Annotated in this window: 15 protein-coding genes; 9 read left to right on the top strand and 6 right to left on the bottom strand. The window is 45.1% G+C overall.

The window, feature by feature from the left end:
* Positions 1-267: 267 nt before the first annotated feature.
* The 4 genes from acs (at position 268) to pgsA (ending at position 5,358) form a co-directional block, all read left to right on the top strand.
* A complete protein-coding gene (acs, locus tag J3492_RS09390) occupies positions 268-2,235 on the top strand; it encodes an acetate--CoA ligase (RefSeq protein ID WP_207991791.1) in 1,968 nt (655 codons plus the stop codon).
* Positions 2,236-2,362: 127 nt separating this feature from the next.
* On the top strand, positions 2,363-3,532 hold the full coding sequence (locus J3492_RS09385; protein WP_207991790.1) for an NAD(P)/FAD-dependent oxidoreductase: 1,170 nt from the start codon (positions 2,363-2,365) through the stop codon (positions 3,530-3,532).
* 43 nt (positions 3,533-3,575) lie between these two features.
* Positions 3,576-4,010, top strand: coding sequence for an MgtC/SapB family protein (locus tag J3492_RS09380; protein ID WP_207991789.1), 435 nt, complete (start codon positions 3,576-3,578; stop codon positions 4,008-4,010).
* Between the two features lie 670 nt (positions 4,011-4,680).
* Positions 4,681-5,358, top strand: coding sequence for a CDP-diacylglycerol--glycerol-3-phosphate 3-phosphatidyltransferase (gene pgsA / locus J3492_RS09375; RefSeq protein WP_207991788.1), 678 nt, complete (start codon positions 4,681-4,683; stop codon positions 5,356-5,358).
* A gap of 113 nt (positions 5,359-5,471) precedes the next feature.
* Here the strand turns inward: pgsA and J3492_RS09370 are convergent, their stop codons facing one another.
* Positions 5,472-5,966 carry a pyridoxamine 5'-phosphate oxidase family protein gene (locus J3492_RS09370; RefSeq protein ID WP_207991787.1) on the bottom strand — a complete coding sequence of 165 codons (495 nt, stop codon included), beginning with the start codon at positions 5,964-5,966 and terminating at the stop codon, positions 5,472-5,474.
* Between the two features lie 471 nt (positions 5,967-6,437).
* Here J3492_RS09370 and purL point away from each other — a divergent pair, with 471 nt between their 5' ends.
* The 5 genes from purL (at position 6,438) to J3492_RS09345 (ending at position 16,842) form a co-directional block, all read left to right on the top strand.
* Positions 6,438-10,454 carry a phosphoribosylformylglycinamidine synthase gene (purL, locus tag J3492_RS09365; protein ID WP_207991786.1) on the top strand — a complete coding sequence of 1,339 codons (4,017 nt, stop codon included), beginning with the start codon at positions 6,438-6,440 and terminating at the stop codon, positions 10,452-10,454.
* A 593-nt stretch (positions 10,455-11,047) separates the two neighbouring features.
* Positions 11,048-13,861 carry a glycosyl hydrolase family 28-related protein gene (locus J3492_RS09360; RefSeq protein ID WP_207991785.1) on the top strand — a complete coding sequence of 938 codons (2,814 nt, stop codon included), beginning with the start codon at positions 11,048-11,050 and terminating at the stop codon, positions 13,859-13,861.
* 362 nt (positions 13,862-14,223) lie between these two features.
* A complete protein-coding gene (locus tag J3492_RS09355; RefSeq protein ID WP_207991784.1) occupies positions 14,224-14,637 on the top strand; it encodes a hypothetical protein in 414 nt (137 codons plus the stop codon).
* 31 nt (positions 14,638-14,668) lie between these two features.
* A protein-coding gene (locus tag J3492_RS09350) for an IS5 family transposase (RefSeq protein WP_165596948.1) occupies positions 14,669-15,417 on the top strand; the annotation gives its coding sequence in 2 pieces (ribosomal slippage) (positions 14,669-14,999 and positions 14,999-15,417; 750 coding nt in all).
* Complete coding sequence (locus J3492_RS09345) at positions 15,418-16,842, top strand: glycosyl hydrolase family 28-related protein (RefSeq protein WP_207991783.1); 1,425 nt, start codon at positions 15,418-15,420, stop codon at positions 16,840-16,842.
* A 114-nt stretch (positions 16,843-16,956) separates the two neighbouring features.
* On the opposite strand, the gene J3492_RS09340 is transcribed toward J3492_RS09345, so the two are convergent.
* The 5 genes from J3492_RS09340 to rsfS all read right to left on the bottom strand — a co-directional run bounded on the left by J3492_RS09340 (position 16,957) and on the right by rsfS (position 20,604).
* On the bottom strand, positions 16,957-17,163 hold the full coding sequence (locus J3492_RS09340) for a hypothetical protein (RefSeq protein ID WP_207991782.1): 207 nt from the start codon (positions 17,161-17,163) through the stop codon (positions 16,957-16,959).
* A 19-nt stretch (positions 17,164-17,182) separates the two neighbouring features.
* Positions 17,183-17,926 carry a type 1 glutamine amidotransferase gene (locus J3492_RS09335; protein WP_207991781.1) on the bottom strand — a complete coding sequence of 248 codons (744 nt, stop codon included), beginning with the start codon at positions 17,924-17,926 and terminating at the stop codon, positions 17,183-17,185.
* Between the two features lie 183 nt (positions 17,927-18,109).
* Entirely contained in the window at positions 18,110-18,994 is an 885-nt protein-coding gene (locus J3492_RS09330; RefSeq protein WP_207991780.1) for an N-acetylmuramoyl-L-alanine amidase, read from the bottom strand.
* Between the two features lie 146 nt (positions 18,995-19,140).
* Positions 19,141-19,902: an MOSC domain-containing protein gene (locus J3492_RS09325; protein ID WP_207991779.1), complete on the bottom strand. Its 762-nt coding sequence runs from the start codon at positions 19,900-19,902 to the stop codon at positions 19,141-19,143.
* Positions 19,903-20,202: 300 nt separating this feature from the next.
* Positions 20,203-20,604, bottom strand: coding sequence for a ribosome silencing factor (rsfS, locus tag J3492_RS09320; RefSeq protein WP_207991778.1), 402 nt, complete (start codon positions 20,602-20,604; stop codon positions 20,203-20,205).
* Positions 20,605-20,620 lie beyond the last annotated feature (16 nt).

Raw genomic sequence — 20,620 nt, 5'->3', positions numbered from 1 at the left:
ATCTAGCACTAGAGGGGCTATTGTCCATATTTAACAGGCAGTTACAAGAACTAAATGTCAAATTATTGTGAGTCAAGGATGAGGGCTTTAACGCAAAACGGACTATGTCTACAAATGTACATTAGAATTGTTGTGATTGGTATTTGATGTCTTGCATCCCCCATTCTTATTTGTCAAACTGGAATCGGAGACTAGTCAATATGCTTGTGCAGGAAGTAATTATCAAGAAGTAATTACCAAAAAGGAATTACTAAAAAGGAATTTATCATGACGCAATCCTCATTTCCCGTGTCGGCTGAGTTTGTCGCTGCCGCCAATACCACGCCTGCACAGTACATCAAAGATTATCAAAGATCCATCGCCTCGCCAAAAGCCAATGATGACTTTTGGGCTGAGCGTGCAGAGCTTATCGACTGGATAAAAAAGCCGACTGTTATTAGCAATGTGAACTATGATTTGGACGATTTTCGCATTAAATGGTTCGAAGACGGTGAGCTGAATATTTCTGTGAATTGTATAGATCGTCATCTGAAAGACAATCCGTATAAGCCGGCAATTATTTGGGAGGGCGATCATCCTTCCCTACACAAGACCCTCTCTTTTACAGAGCTACATGCTGAGGTTTGCCGACTTGGTAATGCCATGCGCAAGCTTGGAGTCAGTAAGGGCGATCGGGTCACCTTATATATGCCGATGATACCTGAGGCCATGATAGCGATGCTGGCGTGCGCACGTATTGGCGCAGTGCATTCGGTAGTATTTGGTGGGTTTTCTGCCGAGAGTTTGGGCAATCGCATTATCGACAGTCAATCCAAGTTGGTGATCACCGCTGATGAGGGCGTGCGTAGCAATAAGCATACGCCGCTCAAAGCCAATGTCGATCGTGCTTTAGATATGGATGGCACACAATGTGTCGAAAAGGTCATCGTGGTACATCGCACCGGCAACTCAATTCCGATGAGTGGCCGCCGTGATGTCTGGTATCACTCTGTGGTCGCAGGTGAGTCGGCAGAGTGTGAGCCGGAAGTGATGAATGCTGAGGACCCATTGTTTTTATTGTATACCTCAGGCTCGACAGGCAAGCCCAAAGGCGTCCTGCATACCACGGGCGGTTATATCACTTATGCGCTCTCAACTTTCCGTGATGCTTTTGATATCAAAGACGATGATGTCTATTGGTGTAGTGCTGATATCGGTTGGATCACAGGGCATACTTACTCTACTTATGCGCCATTGGCGAATGGTACCACCACTGTCATGTTTGAAGGTGCACCAGATTATCCCACTTGGGCACGTGTGGGGCATATCATCGACAAGCACAAGGTGAGTGTGGTCTACACCGCCCCGACGGCGATTCGCTCGATGATGAAAGAAGGCGACGCCTTTGTCCGTGAGTCTGATCGCTCAAGCCTGCGCTTGCTTGCTACAGTAGGCGAGCCCATCAACCCTGAAGCTTGGGATTGGTACTATGAGGTCGTTGGTGGTGGCAAGTGCCCTATTGTCGATACGTGGTGGCAGACAGAAACTGGCGGTATATTGATAGCACCAATCCCAGGGACAGTCGCGCTCAAACCCAGCTGTGCGATGACCCCTTTATATGGCATCATGCCAGAGATCGTTGATAGTGATGGCGAAGTGTTAGAAGGTCTGGCAGAGGGTAATTTGGTGATACGAGGCGGTTGGCCGGGGCAGATGCGCACGATTTATAAAGACCATGAGCGCTTTTTGCAGACCTACTTTACAGAGTATCCTGGCTATTACTTCACAGGAGACGGGGCGCAGCGTGATGAGGACGGTCATTATTGGATCACAGGCCGTGTGGATGATGTGCTCAATGTCGCAGGACACCGTTTAGGGACAGCTGAGCTTGAAAGTGCCATTGATTCGCATCCGGCTACTGTTGAGGCGGCAGTGGTTGGTATGCCCCATGAGATTCGCGGTGTGGGTATCGCCGCTTTTGTTATTCTCAAGTCAGGAGAGACAAAAGATGAGCAGATCAAAGAAGAGCTCAATCGCCATGTGCGCCGTGAAATAGGTCCTATCGCCAACTTAGATGCTATTTATATCGTTGATGGGTTACCCAAAACCCGCTCAGGTAAAATCATGCGCCGTATCTTGCGCAGTCTGGCGGCCGGACAATATGTAGGTCTGGGCGATTTATCCACCCTTGCTGACAGCTCGGTTATCAATAAGATAATCGAAGTGCTTAGGGCAGAAGACACCGTATATTCATAAGACACTCTACTATTAAGCCTCCTACCGACTGGTATTTGTGCAAACACGCAAGGTAGGTGGATAACTGTAGCAGGGTCAGAGATTCATACCTTTTTATTCTGAGCTGACTATTTAAGGTTCACTTTTTATGACTGACCTATCAAGCCATGAGCAACCAAGCCATGAGCAACAACTATGTAGAGTAGCTATCATCGGTGGTGGTTTAACAGGGCTGTTTACCGCCACATTACTAGAGCGTGTGCTGCAAGCATCGCCCTGGTCAGCGCAAATTAACATTTTTGAAAAATCAAGTGGAGTAGGGCGACTGGCCACTCGATACCGCACCGATAATCAGACGAGCCAGCAATGGCAATGGGCGTTTGGCGCACAGTTTTTTACCGCCAAGACGTCCAGCTTTCAGCAGTTTATTGCCCCTTGGCTTGAGTCAAAGCTCATTCAACCGTGGTGTGCGCCAGTGATTGATTTAAAGCCGATCAGCGCCAGTAAGCAATCCCCCGACATACAGCAAAAGGAGCAGTGGGACACAGGGCAAGCGCGTTATATCAGCACCCCAAAAATGACCAGCTGGGGACGAGCATTGGCCGATGAGCTTAAGCATACGGTCATTAGCTTTAAAACCCGTGTCGCACCACTGACGCAAAGCACACAAAATCAAACGAATAAGCACACCGAGCTATTTGATGAACAGGGGGACAGTCTGGGACACTTTGATTGGGTAATTTGTACAGCACCCAACGCCCAAGCCGTGGCGCTGATGGCAGACAGTGGTTTCACTAAACAAGCAAAAATCAGCGAGCCCCAAATGCAGGCGTGCTATACACTAATGCTGGGATGGGATAATGCGCATTCCTTACCTGAAACGCTGAACAGTCAGCAGCAACCAGCATGGGATGTGGCTCACGTACAGGACTCAATCATTGACCGCCTATTTATTGAACATCACAAACCTAACCATGATGGTCTACTGCCCAGCATCACCATACATGCTCGTAACGACTGGTCAGAGCAGCACGTCGATGAGGATATCGAAGCGGTGAAAGCGCAGTTGTTACAAGCGGCGCAGCAAGCTTTAGATTGGAATGAAGACAGTACGCCCAGTCAGATAGACTGTCATCGTTGGCGTTATGCGGCGACGGTCACTGAGACGGATAAAGAAGCATTAGGTATCTTAGTGGATCAAAAGCAGCAGTGGATTGTCAGTGGCGATTGGTGCGGGCAAGGCAATATTGAAAGCTGCTATCAGATGGCAAAAGAGACGGCCGCTGTGATAAAGCGCTCTATAGGGATAAAAGAGTAACCCGCTTACAACGTAAAGTTATTAAGAGGCAAGGTAGTCGGTGATGTTTGGATTTGATATTGATATTGACTTAATGCAATACCATTTTTTTCAACTGGGTATTGCGTTTATTCTGTCACTGCCTATCGCTCTAAATCGTGAGATGAAAGATAATGGTGCAGGGCTGAGAACCTTTCCGCTGGTGACGATTGCGTCATGTGCCTTTATGTTGGTCGGTAGAGATATTTATGAATCTGCAGGTGAGGCGAGGATCATGTATGCCATCATCACAGGTATGGGCTTTATCGGTGGTGGTGCTATCTTCAAGAATGAAATGGGCTCTAAGGGTACGGCGACGGCAGCAAGCCTTTGGAATACGGGTGCTATCGGTATTTCGGTGGCATACGGTCGTTATGAGATTGCCATTATATTATCAGCGGTTGGGTTTTTGATTTTACAGTTTTCAGAACCCTTTAAGATGAGGCAAGATAAAGAGTAACCACTATCGATATGGTTTAGAACATACTTTGGTTAACTCAAATACTATCTATCCTATCATTCTTACAGCCAATCCGCTGTCAAAAGGTCATTTTATCAGTATCGTAGCCACTTAAATCAAAGTTAGCATCGAATGGCGCAGGCAGACCGATGATAGGTAAGCTTACGATTGCGGTATTTGATGTGGTGAATTTATTAAATATAGATACAGTAGCAGGCTATAACAACTGTGCTTTTTTTATTTAGAACTCATTATATATCAGTGAATGAACAGACAAAAAAAGACCCACAGAGGAGGAAACTGTGGGCTGAGGAAAACTGGCTAAGTAGTCAGACTACAAATACAGTCATTGAGCATTATTATTATTGGCTTTTTTAATACTGTTCATTATATATAGAGGCAATGATGGTTCATTCAATACTGAAGATGATCTGCTTACAAATAGACCGCCTACAAATATAGGTGTACAACTGTTTCCTTAATATGAACATCATAGCTGAAGTAAAGCCGTTTAAGCGAGCTTTATTACATCAACTTACTGTTCAGTCAGACTTGCTACACCTTGCCTGCAATATACCGGTCAATAACCTCTAAAGAGATGGCATGACGACTTGTTCGAAAAATGCTAAGCTAGCAGCCATCTTTTTATCTATATAACACTGGGTTTGCCATGACCGAGAGCACACAGTTGCAGACGCAACAGCCTTCACCACCAGATGAAAAAAGTATCTTTAATTTGCCCAATAATCTAACGATTGCGCGCATCTTAATGATTCCACTGTTTGTAGCGATAGCGTATTGGCCACCAGCGATGGGGATAGGCATGCCTGCCATCTCTGACAATGTGATTGCCAAAGTCGGTATGAGCGAGTTTAGTAACAGCTTATTGCGTCATTTATTGCTCACAAGTGTTTTTATTTTAGCGGCAATTACTGATTGGCTCGATGGTTACTTTGCCCGCAAGCTTAATGTCACTTCAGCGTTTGGGCGCTTTTTGGATCCTGTCGCTGACAAACTCATGGTCGCCGCTGCCCTTATCATATTAGTACAATGGCATCCCAATATCATTATGGCCATCGCAGCGATTGTGATTATTTCACGTGAAATTGCGGTATCTGCGCTGCGTGAGTGGATGGCCGAGTTGGGCAAGAGTACCAGTGTTGCTGTGTCTTATGTGGGTAAGTTAAAAACCACCTTTCAGATGGTGGCGATTACTGTGTTATTGCTTAATTGGGAGTCGCTTGAAACCATTGGCTATGCGCTTATGGTGGCAGCGGTTGTATTGACCTTATGGTCAATGATGATCTATCTAAAGGCCGCTTGGCCATACCTCAAGCAGAGCGGTTAAGCAGATTAGACTGATATGATAGACGCATAAAAAACGCCAGTGCTGCCTGTCACTGGCGTTTTTTATTAAACTGACCATTTATGTCACTGGTTATGTTATTGGGGCTGATAAAACTACAGCGTTACTGAAAACGTTTCGCCCATATCTTTGGCTGTCTCACCATCTTGCACAGCAGCCGTGGCCATCTTAAACATATTGACCACAGAGCTACCACTTAACCAGCACTCTGCTCCTTTTGGCACCACTTTAATCAGCTGCACACTTGGGTCTTCCTTACCTTGTGCAAAAAAAGCATTGTAAGCCGGTGACCAAAGCTCATCTAGTTTGTCCTTGTCGTCTAGTAATTCAGCATCACCAGTGATTGAGACATAATTTTTGTCATCCTGATTGGCATAAGTTAAGCCAATATTAGCATTGTCCTGAATGTCTTTGACCACGTCTGATTCTTTTGCACCGATAAACCAGATTTCTCTGGCATTAATATCGGCCTTATTGGTGGTCATCGGCCAAGCATGTAAGTCGCCTTTGCTGTTTACCGTACTCATCATGGCGAATTTTACGTCTTTAATCACGTCTTGAATTTTTTCGATATGGTCTTGTTTACTCATAGGGATATCCTTGTCTTTATTATAGTGAATGTTTATAAATAAGTTATAAGTCATGCTTGTTGCGGCGGTTAGGCTTTGGTCCAAAGAGGGTATTAGCACGCTAAATGCTGTTGCTCACACCACCTACCGCCAAGCAGCTTTCATACACAGCATAACGACTAAAAGCGGTGTGTTTATATAGGTTGCCAGTAATGCGATGTGAGTGTTTGTAAGGACTATAAGGGTTAGGTAAAAATTGTGACACCATGTGCTTAAGCTTTCTGTCTTGAAACATTTAGGCGCACAAAGCGCCGAGCCTCATAAGAGACAGTATAAAAAATTCAGTCAGTCGCACATACTGGGTAGCCCGCTAGCTGGACCTTTAGTAATTTATCTGGGTTTTGACCTGCTTATTACAGGGCTTCTTGTTATAATACGCAGACCATTTACTTTGCATGGCAGAGATGCCTTAATCTTACGGATTATGCCTTTATGATGACCATCGCCGGACAACCGTTTCTTACCGATTTTCAGACGCAGCAACTCATCAGTCAGTTTCAGCAAAAGACCGAAATAAATGTCAGTCAAATCAATACCCAGCAAGTGTATGTGCTATCACGCAATCTCGAAGGTGATGAGCGCAAAAAAGCGCAAGATTTGCTTGGTGTAAAAGAAAGTATTGAGCTTGACGCTCCGCAAGACAACCAAATTCAAGTCGTCGTCAGCCCTCGCTTTGGCACCATATCACCGTGGGCCAGCAAAGCGACCGACATCTTTAATAACTGTGACATTCAGATCAATCGTGTCGAGCGTGTCATCGTCTATACGCTAACCCTTACTGAAAAAGCAGGCGACGAGGTAAACACAAAATTGCCAGCGGCTGCTGAGCAACTGTTGTTTGATCGCATGACCCAAAGCTTGGTCTACGATTTAAATGAGGTGAATAAACTGTTCGATGATGAGCCGCCAGCCTCGCTTAATCATATTGATGTGATTGGGCAAGGTCAGGCAGCGCTTGAATCGGCCAATACCGAGTTTGGCTTTGCGCTATCGAGCGAAGATATTGACTACCTAATGAATGCTTATGTCAATGAGCTGGGGCGCAATCCAACGGACGTTGAGCTGATGATGTTTGCGCAGGCCAACTCTGAGCATTGCCGTCACAAGATTTTTAACGCTGAATGGACGATAGATGGCAAGGTACAGCCAAAATCATTGTTTCAGATGATTAAAAACACCTATCAGTCAAACCCGCAAGGCATCCTATCTGCGTATAAAGACAACGCAGCGGTTAGAACAGGGGCGGAAGGCATGCGTTATTACCCTGTGCCGACTGACGCTCAAGATCCTAACTCTGCTCATCCGTATGACTTTCATCAAGAAGCCATCGATATTTTAATGAAGGTGGAAACTCACAACCATCCAACGGCGATTGCCCCTTATGCCGGTGCCGCGACAGGTGCGGGCGGTGAGATTCGTGATGAAGGCGCAACTGGCCGTGGTGGTAAGCCCAAAGCAGGTCTCACAGGTTTTCATGTGTCACATTTGCACATTCCAGAGATGGTTGAAAAGTGGGAGCAGTCAGGTCAATTAAGCACGCAGGATTATGGTACACCCGATCGTATGGCGACCAGTCTTGAGATTATGACGGAAGCACCATTAGGCTCAGCCAATTTTTCCAATGAGTTTGGTCGTCCTAACCTATGCGGTTATTTCCGCAGCTTCCAACTGGATACCTCAGCGGAAAAAGACGGCAGCGAGATGCGTGGCTATCATAAGCCCATCATGCTGGCAGGTGGTTACGGCAATATCAAACGCAACCTCATTGAAAAAAATGCCATTCGTGAAGGCGACTTGCTTATCGTCCTTGGTGGCCCTGCGATGCAGATTGGTCTTGGCGGCGGTGCAGCATCGTCGGTCGATAGTGGTGAGCTAGATGAAGGCTTGGACTTCGCCTCTGTACAGCGTGATAACGCTGAGATGGAGCGTCGCTGTCAGGAAGTCATCGATCGCTGCTGGGCCTTAGCTGGCAACGATATCGATGTAAGCAACAACAGTAAAGACGGCAACCCAATCGTCTCTATCCACGATGTTGGGGCAGGTGGACTGTCAAATGCCATGCCAGAGCTGGTCGATGACCATGATATGGGCGCGCACCTGAACTTGCGCAAAATCCCATCATTAGAGGCAGGCATGTCGCCGATGGCCATTTGGTCAAATGAGGCGCAAGAGCGTTATGTATTAGCGATTCGTCCCGAAAGCAAGGCGCAGTTTGATGCCATCTGTGCCCGTGAGCGCTGCCCATATGCCATCTTAGGAGAAGCAACTGAGATTCGTCAGCTCGTGGTCGATGATGAGTTGCTCCCTGATCAGCCAGTCAATATGCCGATGCAAGTATTGCTCGGTGGTACGCCGCAGATGCAGCGTAGCTTTGAGCGTCAAGAAACCACCTTGCCAGCATTAGAGTTAGCTGAAGTTAATCTAGCCGAATCAATCAAAGACGTGCTACGTCATCCAACTGTCGCCAGCAAGTCATTTTTGATTAGCATTGGTGACCGCTCGATCACAGGTATGGTGGTACGTGATCAGTATGTCGGTCGCTATCAAGTGCCCGTCGCTGACTGTGCGGTGACGGCGTCAGGCTTACAAGTTATCGATGGTCAGCCGATGACTGGAGAGGCGATGAGTATCGGTGAGCGAACCCCTGTTGCGCTTATCGATCCAAAAGCTTCTGCACGTCTGGCTGTTGGTGAAGCGATTACCAACATCGCTGGCGCATGTATCGCTCAGCTATCTGATATCACTATGTCAGCGAACTGGATGGCCGCTTGCGGGGATGATACGGAAGACGCCGCATTGTTTGATGCGGTGCACGCCATCGGCGAAGAGCTATGCCCAGCACTCGGTATCGCCATTCCAGTCGGCAAAGATTCACTATCGATGCGTGCCAACTGGACTGACAACGATAATAGTGACGGTGACAGCCAAGACAAATCAGTCGTCTCGCCTATGAGCCTTGTGATTACTGCTTTTGCGCCTGTAACTGATGTGACAAAAACGCTAACCCCTGAGCTTGTCAACGGCGATAGCGCCTTCTATCGTATCGATTTATCCAAAGGTCAATTGCGTCTGGGCGGCTCAATTCTTGCGCAAACGCAAAGTCAGCTAGGCGATGACTGCCCAGATTTGGCGCAGCCAAGCGACTTGGTCGACTTCTTTAACTTTATCCAAGCGGGTAATGCGCAAGGCGTTATCAGCGCCTATCACGATATCGGCGATGGTGGACTGCTGGCGACGATTGCAGAAATGCAATTCACCAGCCGTCAAGGTATCAAACTGTCATTGACTGATGACAATTTGCTCGGTCAACTGTTTAGCGAAGAGCTGGGCGCAGTGATTCAAGTATTGCCCGAAAACGTTACGGCTTTGATGGAGTTGGCAGAGCAGTATAACGTCAGCGATATGCTCAGTCTCGTCGGTCAAAGTACCGAAGAAGACAGCTTAATCATTCAAACGCCAACGCTGATGGGTGACGATACCCTACGCTTTAGCCGTTCTGAGCTGCAGCAAGAGTGGAGCCAAGTCAGCTACCAAATCGCCCGCCGCCGTGACAACCCAACGTGTGTGCAGCAAGAGTATGACTTGATTGCTGATACTAACCATAAAGGTCTGATCGCTGCACCAAACTTTGATCTCAATCAAAAAATTGAAGAGCCGTATTTAAATAGCCGTGAAAGCAAACCAAGAGTTGCTATCCTGCGTGAGCAAGGCGTCAATGGTCAGTCAGAAATGGCGGCAGGCTTTACCCAAGCTGGCTTTGAAGCGGTCGACGTGCACATGAGTGATCTGCTAGAAGGTCGCATCAATCTACGTGACTTCGACGGTCTGGTCGCTTGTGGCGGCTTTAGTTACGGTGACGTCCTTGGCGCAGGCTCTGGCTGGGCGAACTCTATCTTGTTCCATGACGAGCTGCGCATGCAGTTTGTGCGCTTCTTTGCCCGTCCGGATACCTTCTCTCTAGGCGTTTGTAACGGCTGTCAGATGATGGCGCAGCTCAAAGACTTGATTCCAGGCGCAGAGAACTTCCCACGTTTCATCGCCAACCAGTCAGCTCGATTTGAAGCGCGTACGGTCAACGTCAAAGTCGAGCGTACCAAGTCCATCCTGTTCAAAGGCATGCAAGATAGCATCTTGCCAATCGCTGTGGCGCATGGTGAAGGCTATGCCACACTGGATAACACCGAGATCGATGGTATGGCGCGGCACGGTCAGCTCGCCATGCGTTATGTCGATAGCCAAGGTCATCCGACTGAGACTTATCCGCTTAATCCAAACGGTTCGCTCGGCGGTGTCACTGGTCTGTGTAGCACTGACGGTCGCGTGACGATTATGATGCCACATCCTGAGCGTAATCTAAAAGCCTACAACCACAGCTGGAAACCAGAAGAATGGGACGAGGACGGCGCGTGGATGCGTATGTTCCGTAACGCCCGTGCTTGGTTAAGATAGGTTTATTTGGACTTTGATACTTGTTTTAGACATAGAAAAAGGTGGGCTTCGGCTCACCTTTTTTGTGTTTGAAACACGAAAAATGCCTTGTATTACAGCATAATTTTTATGGTAATACTTTCCAATTGTATGTCATTGATGGCATAGATTTTGCATAAAAACAAGCGGTTATATCCCATACTAAACTTGTGTTTATGACTTAATTTTAATTGGCTACGAAAGTTAAAAATTAAAAGATATAAGCAATTGACATACATCCATAAGCCAACCTTCTTTTACGCGAGCGTTACAAAAGTGCTGTAGGCTCTTCACCTGTTATCGAAAGATGTAAACAGATGAAACTGAGAAGTGTGCTTAATATTAAATTAAGTAATATTTGGATTTTGTAAGTAAGAGTGCCTAATCTTTTAGCTTTTTCATTGTAGCGACTGTTAATGAAAATATTACGACAAAGATATGGCGTTTACACTCACTTCAATCACTGGATATATCGATTGCTTGTAGCGATTTGCTAAATATTTGATGCTTATCAAGACAACAAAAGATGCCTGAGAGGATGCGCCTATCTAGCTGGTATAGATTTAAGGCCTCTTATGACCCTGCAAACTTTAAAAGTAATTACGCCACAAGGACAACAGTTACTAGTGGCAGAAGTAGATAACTTGCAAGCTATTGATGTGAGATCTGGATCTCAGTTTTTACTTGCTGACTCTTTAGGTCTTGCACCTAAACAAGTTAAGTTTTCACGTGAAGATAACGACTTATTAGTTATTGATCAAGATGAATCTTTTTTTGTGCTAAAAGACTACTACACCAATAACCAAGATTCCGTTGTTATCACTGGGCTTGAAGCTGATGGTCAGCGTTATATTTATCCCCTAGGCACAGATATATCAACATCTGAGCTATCTAGTATGGAGAATATAACTCCAGATAACAATATCTCTAAATTCTACAAGCCATGGTTTTTTGTCGGCTTAGGATCATTAGGAGTGCTTGGTACTGTAACAGCATTGGGTAGTTCTTCTGACAGCCCTCCACGTTCACTAATTAAACTAGAGCAAACACAAATGAAAGAATCCAAGAACAACCCAGCCATCATTAGCATTGATGGTGAGGCAAGAGTTGGCGAGACCTTAACAGCCATCGTTAAAGATGCTGATGGTATACCTAATTCTGGTATCAGCTACCAATGGTATGCAGGTGGTAATCCCATTAGAGGTGCAACCAAAAGTACTTACACACCAGATACCGGTGTCATTAGCAGTCATCTCACAGTGCGAGCAACCTATACTGATGGTGCTAACTTTTCTGAAAATACATTAAGTGCGGCCACTGCAAAAGTTGTAACAGCTGGAAGTGAGCTAAAAAACAACCCAGCCATTGTTAGTATTGATGGCGTAGCAAAAGTTGGCGAGACTTTAACAGCCGTCATCAAAGATGCCGATGGTGTCCCTAACTCTGGTATCAGCTATCAATGGTATGCAGGTGGTAATCCTATCAGAGGCGCAACTAAGAGCACTTACACACCAGATACCGGTGTCATCAGCAGTCATCTAACAGTACAAGCAACCTACACTGATGATGCTGACTTTTCTGAGAAATCATTGAGTGCTGCTACCGCAAAAGTCGTGCGTAATGAAGGTATTGAAAAGCCAGAAGGTGAAGTGCAGCCTCCAGCAATGGGTCAAGTAGTTGGTCCTAGCACTGATAGTGAGTCGATCGGGCCTTCTATCAATAGCAACCCCAATAACGCCTCTGCTAGTATAACCATCAGCGGCAACAAAGTTGGCATCTTAAGCGCCAAGATCGACGATGCTGACGGTGTGCCAAAATCAGGTGTCACTTACCAGTGGTTTGCAGACGGCCAACGCATTGATGGCGCTACGCAAAGTACCTACAGTCTTACTAGCAAAGAAGCCGGAAAAGCAATTACAGTCAAAGCATCATATACGGATAACAAAGGTTCTACTGAAAGTTTAGTAAGCGATAGCGACGCCAATATCTATACCACTGACCCTGCTGGTTCACTGGTGGTGGATGTGACCGATGGTAAATATGGCGCTAAAGGAAATGGCAGCACAGATGACACTGCTGCTATTCAGAAAGCCATTAATTTTGTTTCTAATAATGGTGGTGGAACAGTTTACATTCCTGACGGCAACTATCTGATAGATACCACCTCTAACGGTATATGGATGCGTAGCAATGTTACCGTAAAAATGGAAGATAACACGGTACTTGAGGCCATACCTAGTAATCAAGAGAGCCATTACGTTCTATTTATTAGAGATGTCGAAAATGTAAATGTCACAGGTGGTACTATAGTCGGTGATCGATATGAACATTTCGGTACAGGTAGCCATTGGGGTATAGGTATAGGTATATTGGGTGCCAAAGACGTCACGATTGAAAATGTAAATGTACAAGATTTTCGAGGTGATGGCGTTTATATTGGGGAAAATGAGAGTCAGAGTGAAAATGTGACAATTTACAATGTGGTTTCTGATAATAACAGTCGTCAAGGCATCACTATCGTTGATGGCGATGGTATCGAAATTATCAACTCTGTCTTTAAAAACACTAAAGGTGCGCAGCCTAGCGCGGGTATTAACATAGAACCAGATAATAATGACCTTGTAACTAATGTTAGTATCATTAGCTCTCAATCTTTAAATAACGAAGGCAATGGTATTGTCATATCCGAAAGAGCCTCTGGGGTTAATCATGGGATTAACAATATAACTGTAGATGGCAATGAGGTAGTGGGTAATGGACTGAATATCCTTCTAAATGGGGTTACCGATGGGCAGATTACTAACAACTTCATTGATGGTGTCGGTACCGCATTTAGTGCAGATGGCCGAGTACTCACTGGTATCGCACTTGATGATAACACCAACGGTATTGAAGTGAGCGGTAATACGGTTGTTACCAATGGTAATGAGGTCAGGCGTCATGATATCGATGACAGAGGCCAGGGTAACGAGGTATTTGACAACTTAGTTATTGGTACTGACGGCAATGACGCTCTTCAAGGTGGCTTTGGAAATGATATACTCAATGGTGGCTACGGTCGGGATATCCTAACGGGTGGTGATGGCGCAGATATTTTTCTCTTTAATAGTGAGTTGGGTGCGAAGAATATCGATACTATCACAGACTTCAACTCAAGAGAAGGAGATCAGATTGGTCTAAGTGAAGTGATATTTGGAGACCTTAGTATCGAGAGCTTAGAAGGTAATTGGTTTGCTGCAGATGGCGAGCGATCAGACGCTAATACTCGTGTCTTGCAAAAAGGTAATAAATTGTATTTTGATGCGGATGGCTCCGATAATGCTTTCTCCGAAGTTCAGTTTGCGACAGTAAATCAAACACTGACGATGGATGATTTCATTATCATGTAACGCGTAGTGTATATGTGATCAAAAAAGGTGTCTTAGTTAAAAAAAGCTATCAAGTAAATTTACTTGAGAGCTTTTTTGCGTGTATCGTTTTTGCATCTCATATTTTTAGACATTCTCAAGAGTATGCTTATTGTTAGAGGGAAATAAAACTATGTTGTTAACTGGTTAGGTTGTATCCAACTCTGTTTTTTACTACTATCTTCATTATTAACTAAAACGATATCGTTAGCCTTTTAGGAAATGAGCATGAAGAACCAATTTTAAAACTATAGGTCATGTCTTTATTATAAGTCCTATATAGGTAAGTCTCATTCACCATAGCTGTTCATTCGAGTCGATCAATCATAAAGCTGAGATAATAAATGAAATATCCCCTACTCTTACTCACTTCATTTTCTCTACTTGCTTTTAGCACGGGATGTATGGATGTGCCAGACAGTAAGGTGACAGCTATGGCTGCCGACAACAAGCTATTTAGTCACTTCACTATCTCTAATGCCTCTATTGGTATGATAGTCAGGGGCAATAAGGATGGCATGTTAAGCGCGAAGATTCAGGATGCTGATGGTGTGCCGAACTCTAGTGTCAACTACCAGTGGTTTGCAGACGGCCAAGCGATAGAGGGTGCAACAAAAGATACCTATAAACTGACCAGTAACGAAGCTGGTAAAAAAATCACCGCAGCAGCGCATACTAATGAATCAGGGTTGGCACAAACCAGAATTAGTGACAGTGACGCCAGTATTTATACCACTGATCCTGCTAGGATGTGTTGACATATATAGAATAATTGATAATCATAGTGTTATGACTAGATTAACCCTAAGTGATGCCCAGTGGGCAAAGATAGCACCGTATTGTGCAGGTAAAGAGACCGATGTTGGTAGAACAGCGGTAAATAATCGACTATTTATCGAAGCTGTTCTATGGATTGTCCGAACAGGTAGTCCGTGGCGAGACTTACCCCCTGAATTTGGTAACTGGAACAGTGTTTATAAGCGCTACCGTCGATGGGTAAAAAGCGATAGATTCAGCAAGCTATTTAATGCTCTGAATGACTCAGATTTAGAGTATGCCATGATTGATGGCACTATTGTTAAGGTACATCGTCATGGACAAGGCGCAAAAGGGGGGCTTGTCATCAGGCAATTGGCAAATCAAGAGGCGGTATGACCACTAAAATCATGGCAATGGTTGATGCATTAGGCAACCTTGTTGATTTTACTTTATTGAAAGGACAACAGCATGACATGGCTGGCGTTAAACCTTTAATTAAAGACAAAGAGTTTGGTGCATTGCTTGCTGATAGAGCCTTTGACACGGATTGGCTACTGCTAGACTTAGAAGAGCGTGGTAGCAAAGCGGTCATACCCCCTAAACGCTCTCGTTTAAAGCAACGAGATTTCGATAAAGAAATGTACAAGTGGCGTCACTTAATCGAGAACTTCTTCTGTAAGCTGAAAGATTTCAAGAAAATTGCCATGCGTGCTGAAAAAACGGATGAGTCGTTTGCTGCTAATATCTATTTAGCAGCGACGATTATCCATTTACGGTAATTGTCAACACACCCTAGTTCACTGGTAGTGGATGTGACCGATGGCGACTATGGCGCTAAAGGAAATGATCGCACAGATGATACTGCTGCTATCCAAAAAGTCATTAACTTCGTTGCTAAAAGCGGCGGTGGTACCGTGTATATTCCTGAAGGTGACTATCTAATTGATACCACAGCCAGATTAAGAATGCGTAGCAATGTCACCGTAAAAATGGAAGATGACACCGTACTAGAAGCGATTCCTAGTGACAAAGGCACTCATTATGTTTTCTTTATTAGAGACGTCGAAAACGTAAATATCACTGGCGGTACCATAATCGGTGATCGTTATGATCATATTGGTACCAAAGGAGAGTGGGGTATGGGTATAGGTATCCTAGGCTCAAAAAACACCACGATTGAAAATGTAAAGATAAAGGGTTTTTGGGGCGACGGTATCTATATTGGGGCGAGCAAAAGTAAGAGTGAAAATGTGACAATTTACAATGTGGTGTCTGACAATAATCGTCGCCAAGGGCTTACTATCGTCGATGGCAATGGCATTGAGATTATCAACTCTGTATTTAAGAATACCAATGGCACTCGCCCAGCAGCGGGCATAGACATAGAGCCAAATAATGACGAGCTAGTGACGAATGTAGATATTCTCAGTTCCAAATTTTTGCATAACGAAAGTTATGGTATGGTGATCTCCGAGAGAGCTTCTGGAGTTAATAACGAAATCAATAATATACTTGTAGATGGCAATGAGATTGTCGGTAATGGCACAGATTTTCGGATCAATGGTGTCACTGACAGCAAAATCACTAATAACTTTATTGATGGGGTTGGCACCGCACTCAGCTCAGACGGTCGAGTCTTAGCGAGTATCGTACTCAATGACAAAACGAGTGGTATTGAAATAAGTGGTAATACGGTCGTTACCAATGGTAACGAAGTCAAACGAGCCGATATCGATGACAGAGGGCAAGGAAATAAAGTATTTAGCAACACAGTGATGGGCACTAAGGAGAAAGACCATCTGAAAGGAGGTGTCGGCGATGATACTTTAATAGGTGCTGCGGGTGACGATATTCTCGTAGGAGGTGTAGGTCGTGAAACGCTTTATGGTGGTGGCGGTGCAGATACCTTTGTGTTCAGTAGCAAGTTAAGTGCAAACAACATTGATACTATCGCAGACTTTAGCTCAAAAGAGGGCGATAAGATTGGCCTCAGTAAACGAATATTTGGAGACCTTAACGCTAAAGGTCTAAAGGGTAACTGGTTTGCTGCAGGTGGCGAGCGAGCGGATGCCAATACTCGTATTCTACAAAAGGGTGATAGTTTGTACTTCGATGCAGATGGCTCAGGCAAGGGCTTCTCAGCAGTTCAGTTTGCGGTAGTGAATCAAGCCCTTACCAAGAATGATTTCATCATTGTAAAATGAGAAGCAGGAGAGAAGCTAATCGATAGTGTTCCAAACTCTGTGCCACTGTCGTTTAGATTAAGCACCTGCTGATGCCGTCATAAATAAAAGCTAAATGAGTAAAGATTCTAAAAGTTACTCATCTGTTGAGTGCTCTTTAGCTTTCTTCTGAGCCTCCGCAATCAACTCATGAATCTTAGCGCTTTCTCTTAGCACACAAGCCTCGTAAGCCGACAGCTGCGCAGGCTCTTCTTTCTGCTTTTCCTGCTGCTGCTCTTGTTTCGCTTTCTCTTCTAGGTATTTCTGTAGCTTGTCTTGTTCGTTATGTTGTGAGTTACTCATGATATATACTCCTTACTATTTAGTTTGCCGCTATCCGATTTAGCATCGCAGATAGCCTTGCGTTATTTGCTTTGATATATTTATCACCCAATTCTAATATCTCAGCGGGTGATTGCACGGTGTTGGGATAATCTTTAAGTCCATTTTGAATGGCATTATTGCCATTTAAGACCATCTTAGCAAGGCTCTCTTTGGTCACTTCAAAGTGACATTGCCAGCCCAGTACCCAAGTGCCTCGCTCTTTATGCAGCGAGGTCTGATAGACAAAGCCTTGATTCGCCCAAGCATCCGATGATGCGATAATGCTTGCGCCTGTTGGACAGTCAAAACCATCACCATGAAAGTGAAGCACGTTAAAGTCCTGTTTGGGTAAGTCTTGTAATAAAGGATGTGCCTGACCTGCGGGCGTCAATCGCATCGGCAACCAGCCGATTTCTTTTACCCCAGAAGGCTGCACGCTAGATCCCAAACAGTGGGCGACAAGTTGCGCCCCAAGACATACACCGATGACCGTTTTACCCGCAGCCATGCTTTGTTTAATCAGGCGTTTTTCTGCTATGAGCCACGGGTGTTTTTCTTCATCATGGACGCTCATCGGCCCACCCATAACGATCAGCCAATCAAAGCGATCAGGATTGGGCAGGGTATCATTATCAAAAGAGCGACTGATGGTCATAAGGTGACGCTGACGGCTTGCCCACTGCCTGATAAAGCTCAAGTCTTCATAATCAGTATGGAATAGCGCATGAATACGTAGCGTCATAAGAGGCCTCATTAACAAGTATTGATTAACCAGTATAGTCAAGGAGTTTTAAAATCGCTACAAGGCGACCGGCCGCAGATAGTACACTAAGTACATCTAGGGTGGGTAACACCGTAGCGGTTTAAAAGTGCTCCGACTATATCAATTAAAGCACATCGTTTTGGCAAGGCTTAAAATTCAGCCTTAATAGAAGTCATCACGACCCGCATACTTTTTATTGAGAGCTTTTAGGATCGCATAAGTCTCTAAATCCAGCTCGCCCGTTGGCTGTTGCGGGCGAAAATGCAATTGAAACGCATAAACCACATCACGACTGGCTTTATCCCATTCGTTTGTATCATTGATTTGATAGCCGTAATCACGAAAGGCTTGCTTCATCTCGGGTATCGTCGCCGCTGCAAAGGTGCCTGGATGCATAAAGAACTGCTTATCAAATTCATCATACCAAGCGCCAACGCCGTACTCCTTATGCAGTCGCTCCCAAGGGAACTTGGCACCGGGGTCGATTTTACGGGACGGTGCTATATCAGCATGACCAACGATGTTTGTCGGTGAAATGTCATAACGCTTGGCAATATCTTGCACCAGATCGGCGACCTTTTTAATTTGTAATTCATCAAATGCCACAAAATGCTCATAAGGATGATATTGTAGCTCGCTATTTTTTAGCGCCTCTCGATATTCAGGTTTGATGCCTGCATTTACAATCTCGATGCCGATAGAGGTGTCGTTTAAGATACTGCGCCCAGCAAACCCGCTATCGCCTGCATGCCAAGCACGCTCAGACTCGGGCACGAGGCTATAAATTTTATTGTCGTTCTGATTCAGAATCAGATAATGAGCGCTGACTTGACTTGTGGTCAGAGTTTTTATCGCTCGTTCATTATCAGAGACGGTGTAGTGCAAGACGATGGTTTTGATGCGCTGGCTTTTGCCTGTAGCTTGGTAGGTTTCGCTATCGACAATGTAACTTTCGGTGGTGGCTACTGGAGAGATGGCCGTCACGCAGCCGATTAAGGGTAGTGTGAATAAAGACACCAATGCTAAAGCGGTGATATTTTTTGCCATAAAATGCTCTGTGTTAAAGATTCAATATCAAAGTGATAGTATAAAACCTTCTGTTATTCATTATCTAAACCACTGTGTTTGAGACAGTTCTGCTTACTCTTTTAGCCATCGCTATATGCTGTCATTGAGCGTTTATTTATTATAAATTAGGTCGTTTTAATCTTCTTCTTAAGTACTTTTTTCCAGCTGTCCTCCAGACACTCAATCGCCAGCCAAGGTTCAATCACTTTAGCGTCAAACTTCTGTTTTGAGTTCGATAACTGCCACAGCGTCTCAAGGGTGGCAAACGGATAAGGGCGCTCGGTCAAATAAACAGGTAATCCCGTGTCAATCAGCCCGTCACGCACCACTTCAAAGTACCAACCTGCAATGCCTTGCTTACTGACCCAAGAGGCGACATTCGGTATTTTGCTAAACTTAAATTGTCCAATTTGATCGTTTATTTTATAGCACGGGCGGCGCGGCTGTACGATACGTAGCTGGACGCTTTTGTCGTCATCAATAGCACCATACTGCAACACATCGCCGATACAAACGCTCGACTCGTCCATCTCTGGGAGATTGTTGACTGCTTCCGTAGTTAGGTTTTCACCCAAAGTGCCGACACGTACCTTGAGCCCAAACTCAGCATTGATTTTGTCATAGGTCGCTATCGGCAGTTGATGCACGGCTTTTAAGGGGCCACCATGATGACGGCGGTCGGCTTGTTCGTCGGTAGTCAGTCCCATAAAATTGACGGTGACAGGTGCTTCAATGGGTTTTTTATCGATGGCGCTCATCTGCTCACGGGTAAACGGCATAGCCTTGCCGGCACGCACGCAAGTTAAGTTAGCGATATGGAGGGGTAGGGGGTGGTTATAATTTGATAGATTTTGTTGAGATGGTGACTGGTTTGCTGCTGCGCTCATGGTATGTCCTAAGAGAAAGTTGAGTATCTTTGTAGAGAGGGAGTAGAGTCAGTTGAAAGTATAACTGTTATATAGATTTAGATGCGCTACTGGGATGGATTTTGCGCAGCCTCTAGGGACGCAGCACGCAAGTAAGATTTATACCAGTAGCGCTACATGCTTTTTAAAGTGCGTCGACTATACGAAGCGATAGCGCTATCTTAGCGCAAAGGAAGGCAGCTTTCAGTTTATTTCAAACATAAAAAAGACCAGAATAGTCATCTGGTCTTTTGCTTTAACAATACATTTGAGAAAGCAGTCTTAGTTACGGCGACCCGCTTTCTTTTCACGTGGCGTGGCAACCAGCTCAGCTAGGCTTTCAGGTGATGACCATAGACCTTCAAGATCATAGAACTCACGAGCTTGCGGCGTCATCATATGCACGACGACAGCGCCCAAATCGATGAGTGTCCAGTCAGAATCAGCACCGCCTTCACGGCCAAGTGGCATAAAGCCGGCTTCTTTGGCGGCAGCACCGACACTGTCTGCAAGCGCACGGACATGACGCTTAGAGGTACCGTCAGCGATGACGATACGCTCCATCACATCAGTGAGGCTCTCTACATCCATTACGGTAATGTTTTTGGCTTTCATACTATCTAATGCGCTTTCAACAACGGTTAAGCACTGTTTTAAACGGTCGTCAGTCATGGTATTGGTCATAAGTTTGAATCTCTTA

The organism is Psychrobacter coccoides (assembly GCF_017498085.1).
GTDB classification, from domain to species: Bacteria; Pseudomonadota; Gammaproteobacteria; order Pseudomonadales; family Moraxellaceae; genus Psychrobacter; species Psychrobacter coccoides.
This window is presented reverse-complemented; position numbering and strand designations above follow the sequence as displayed.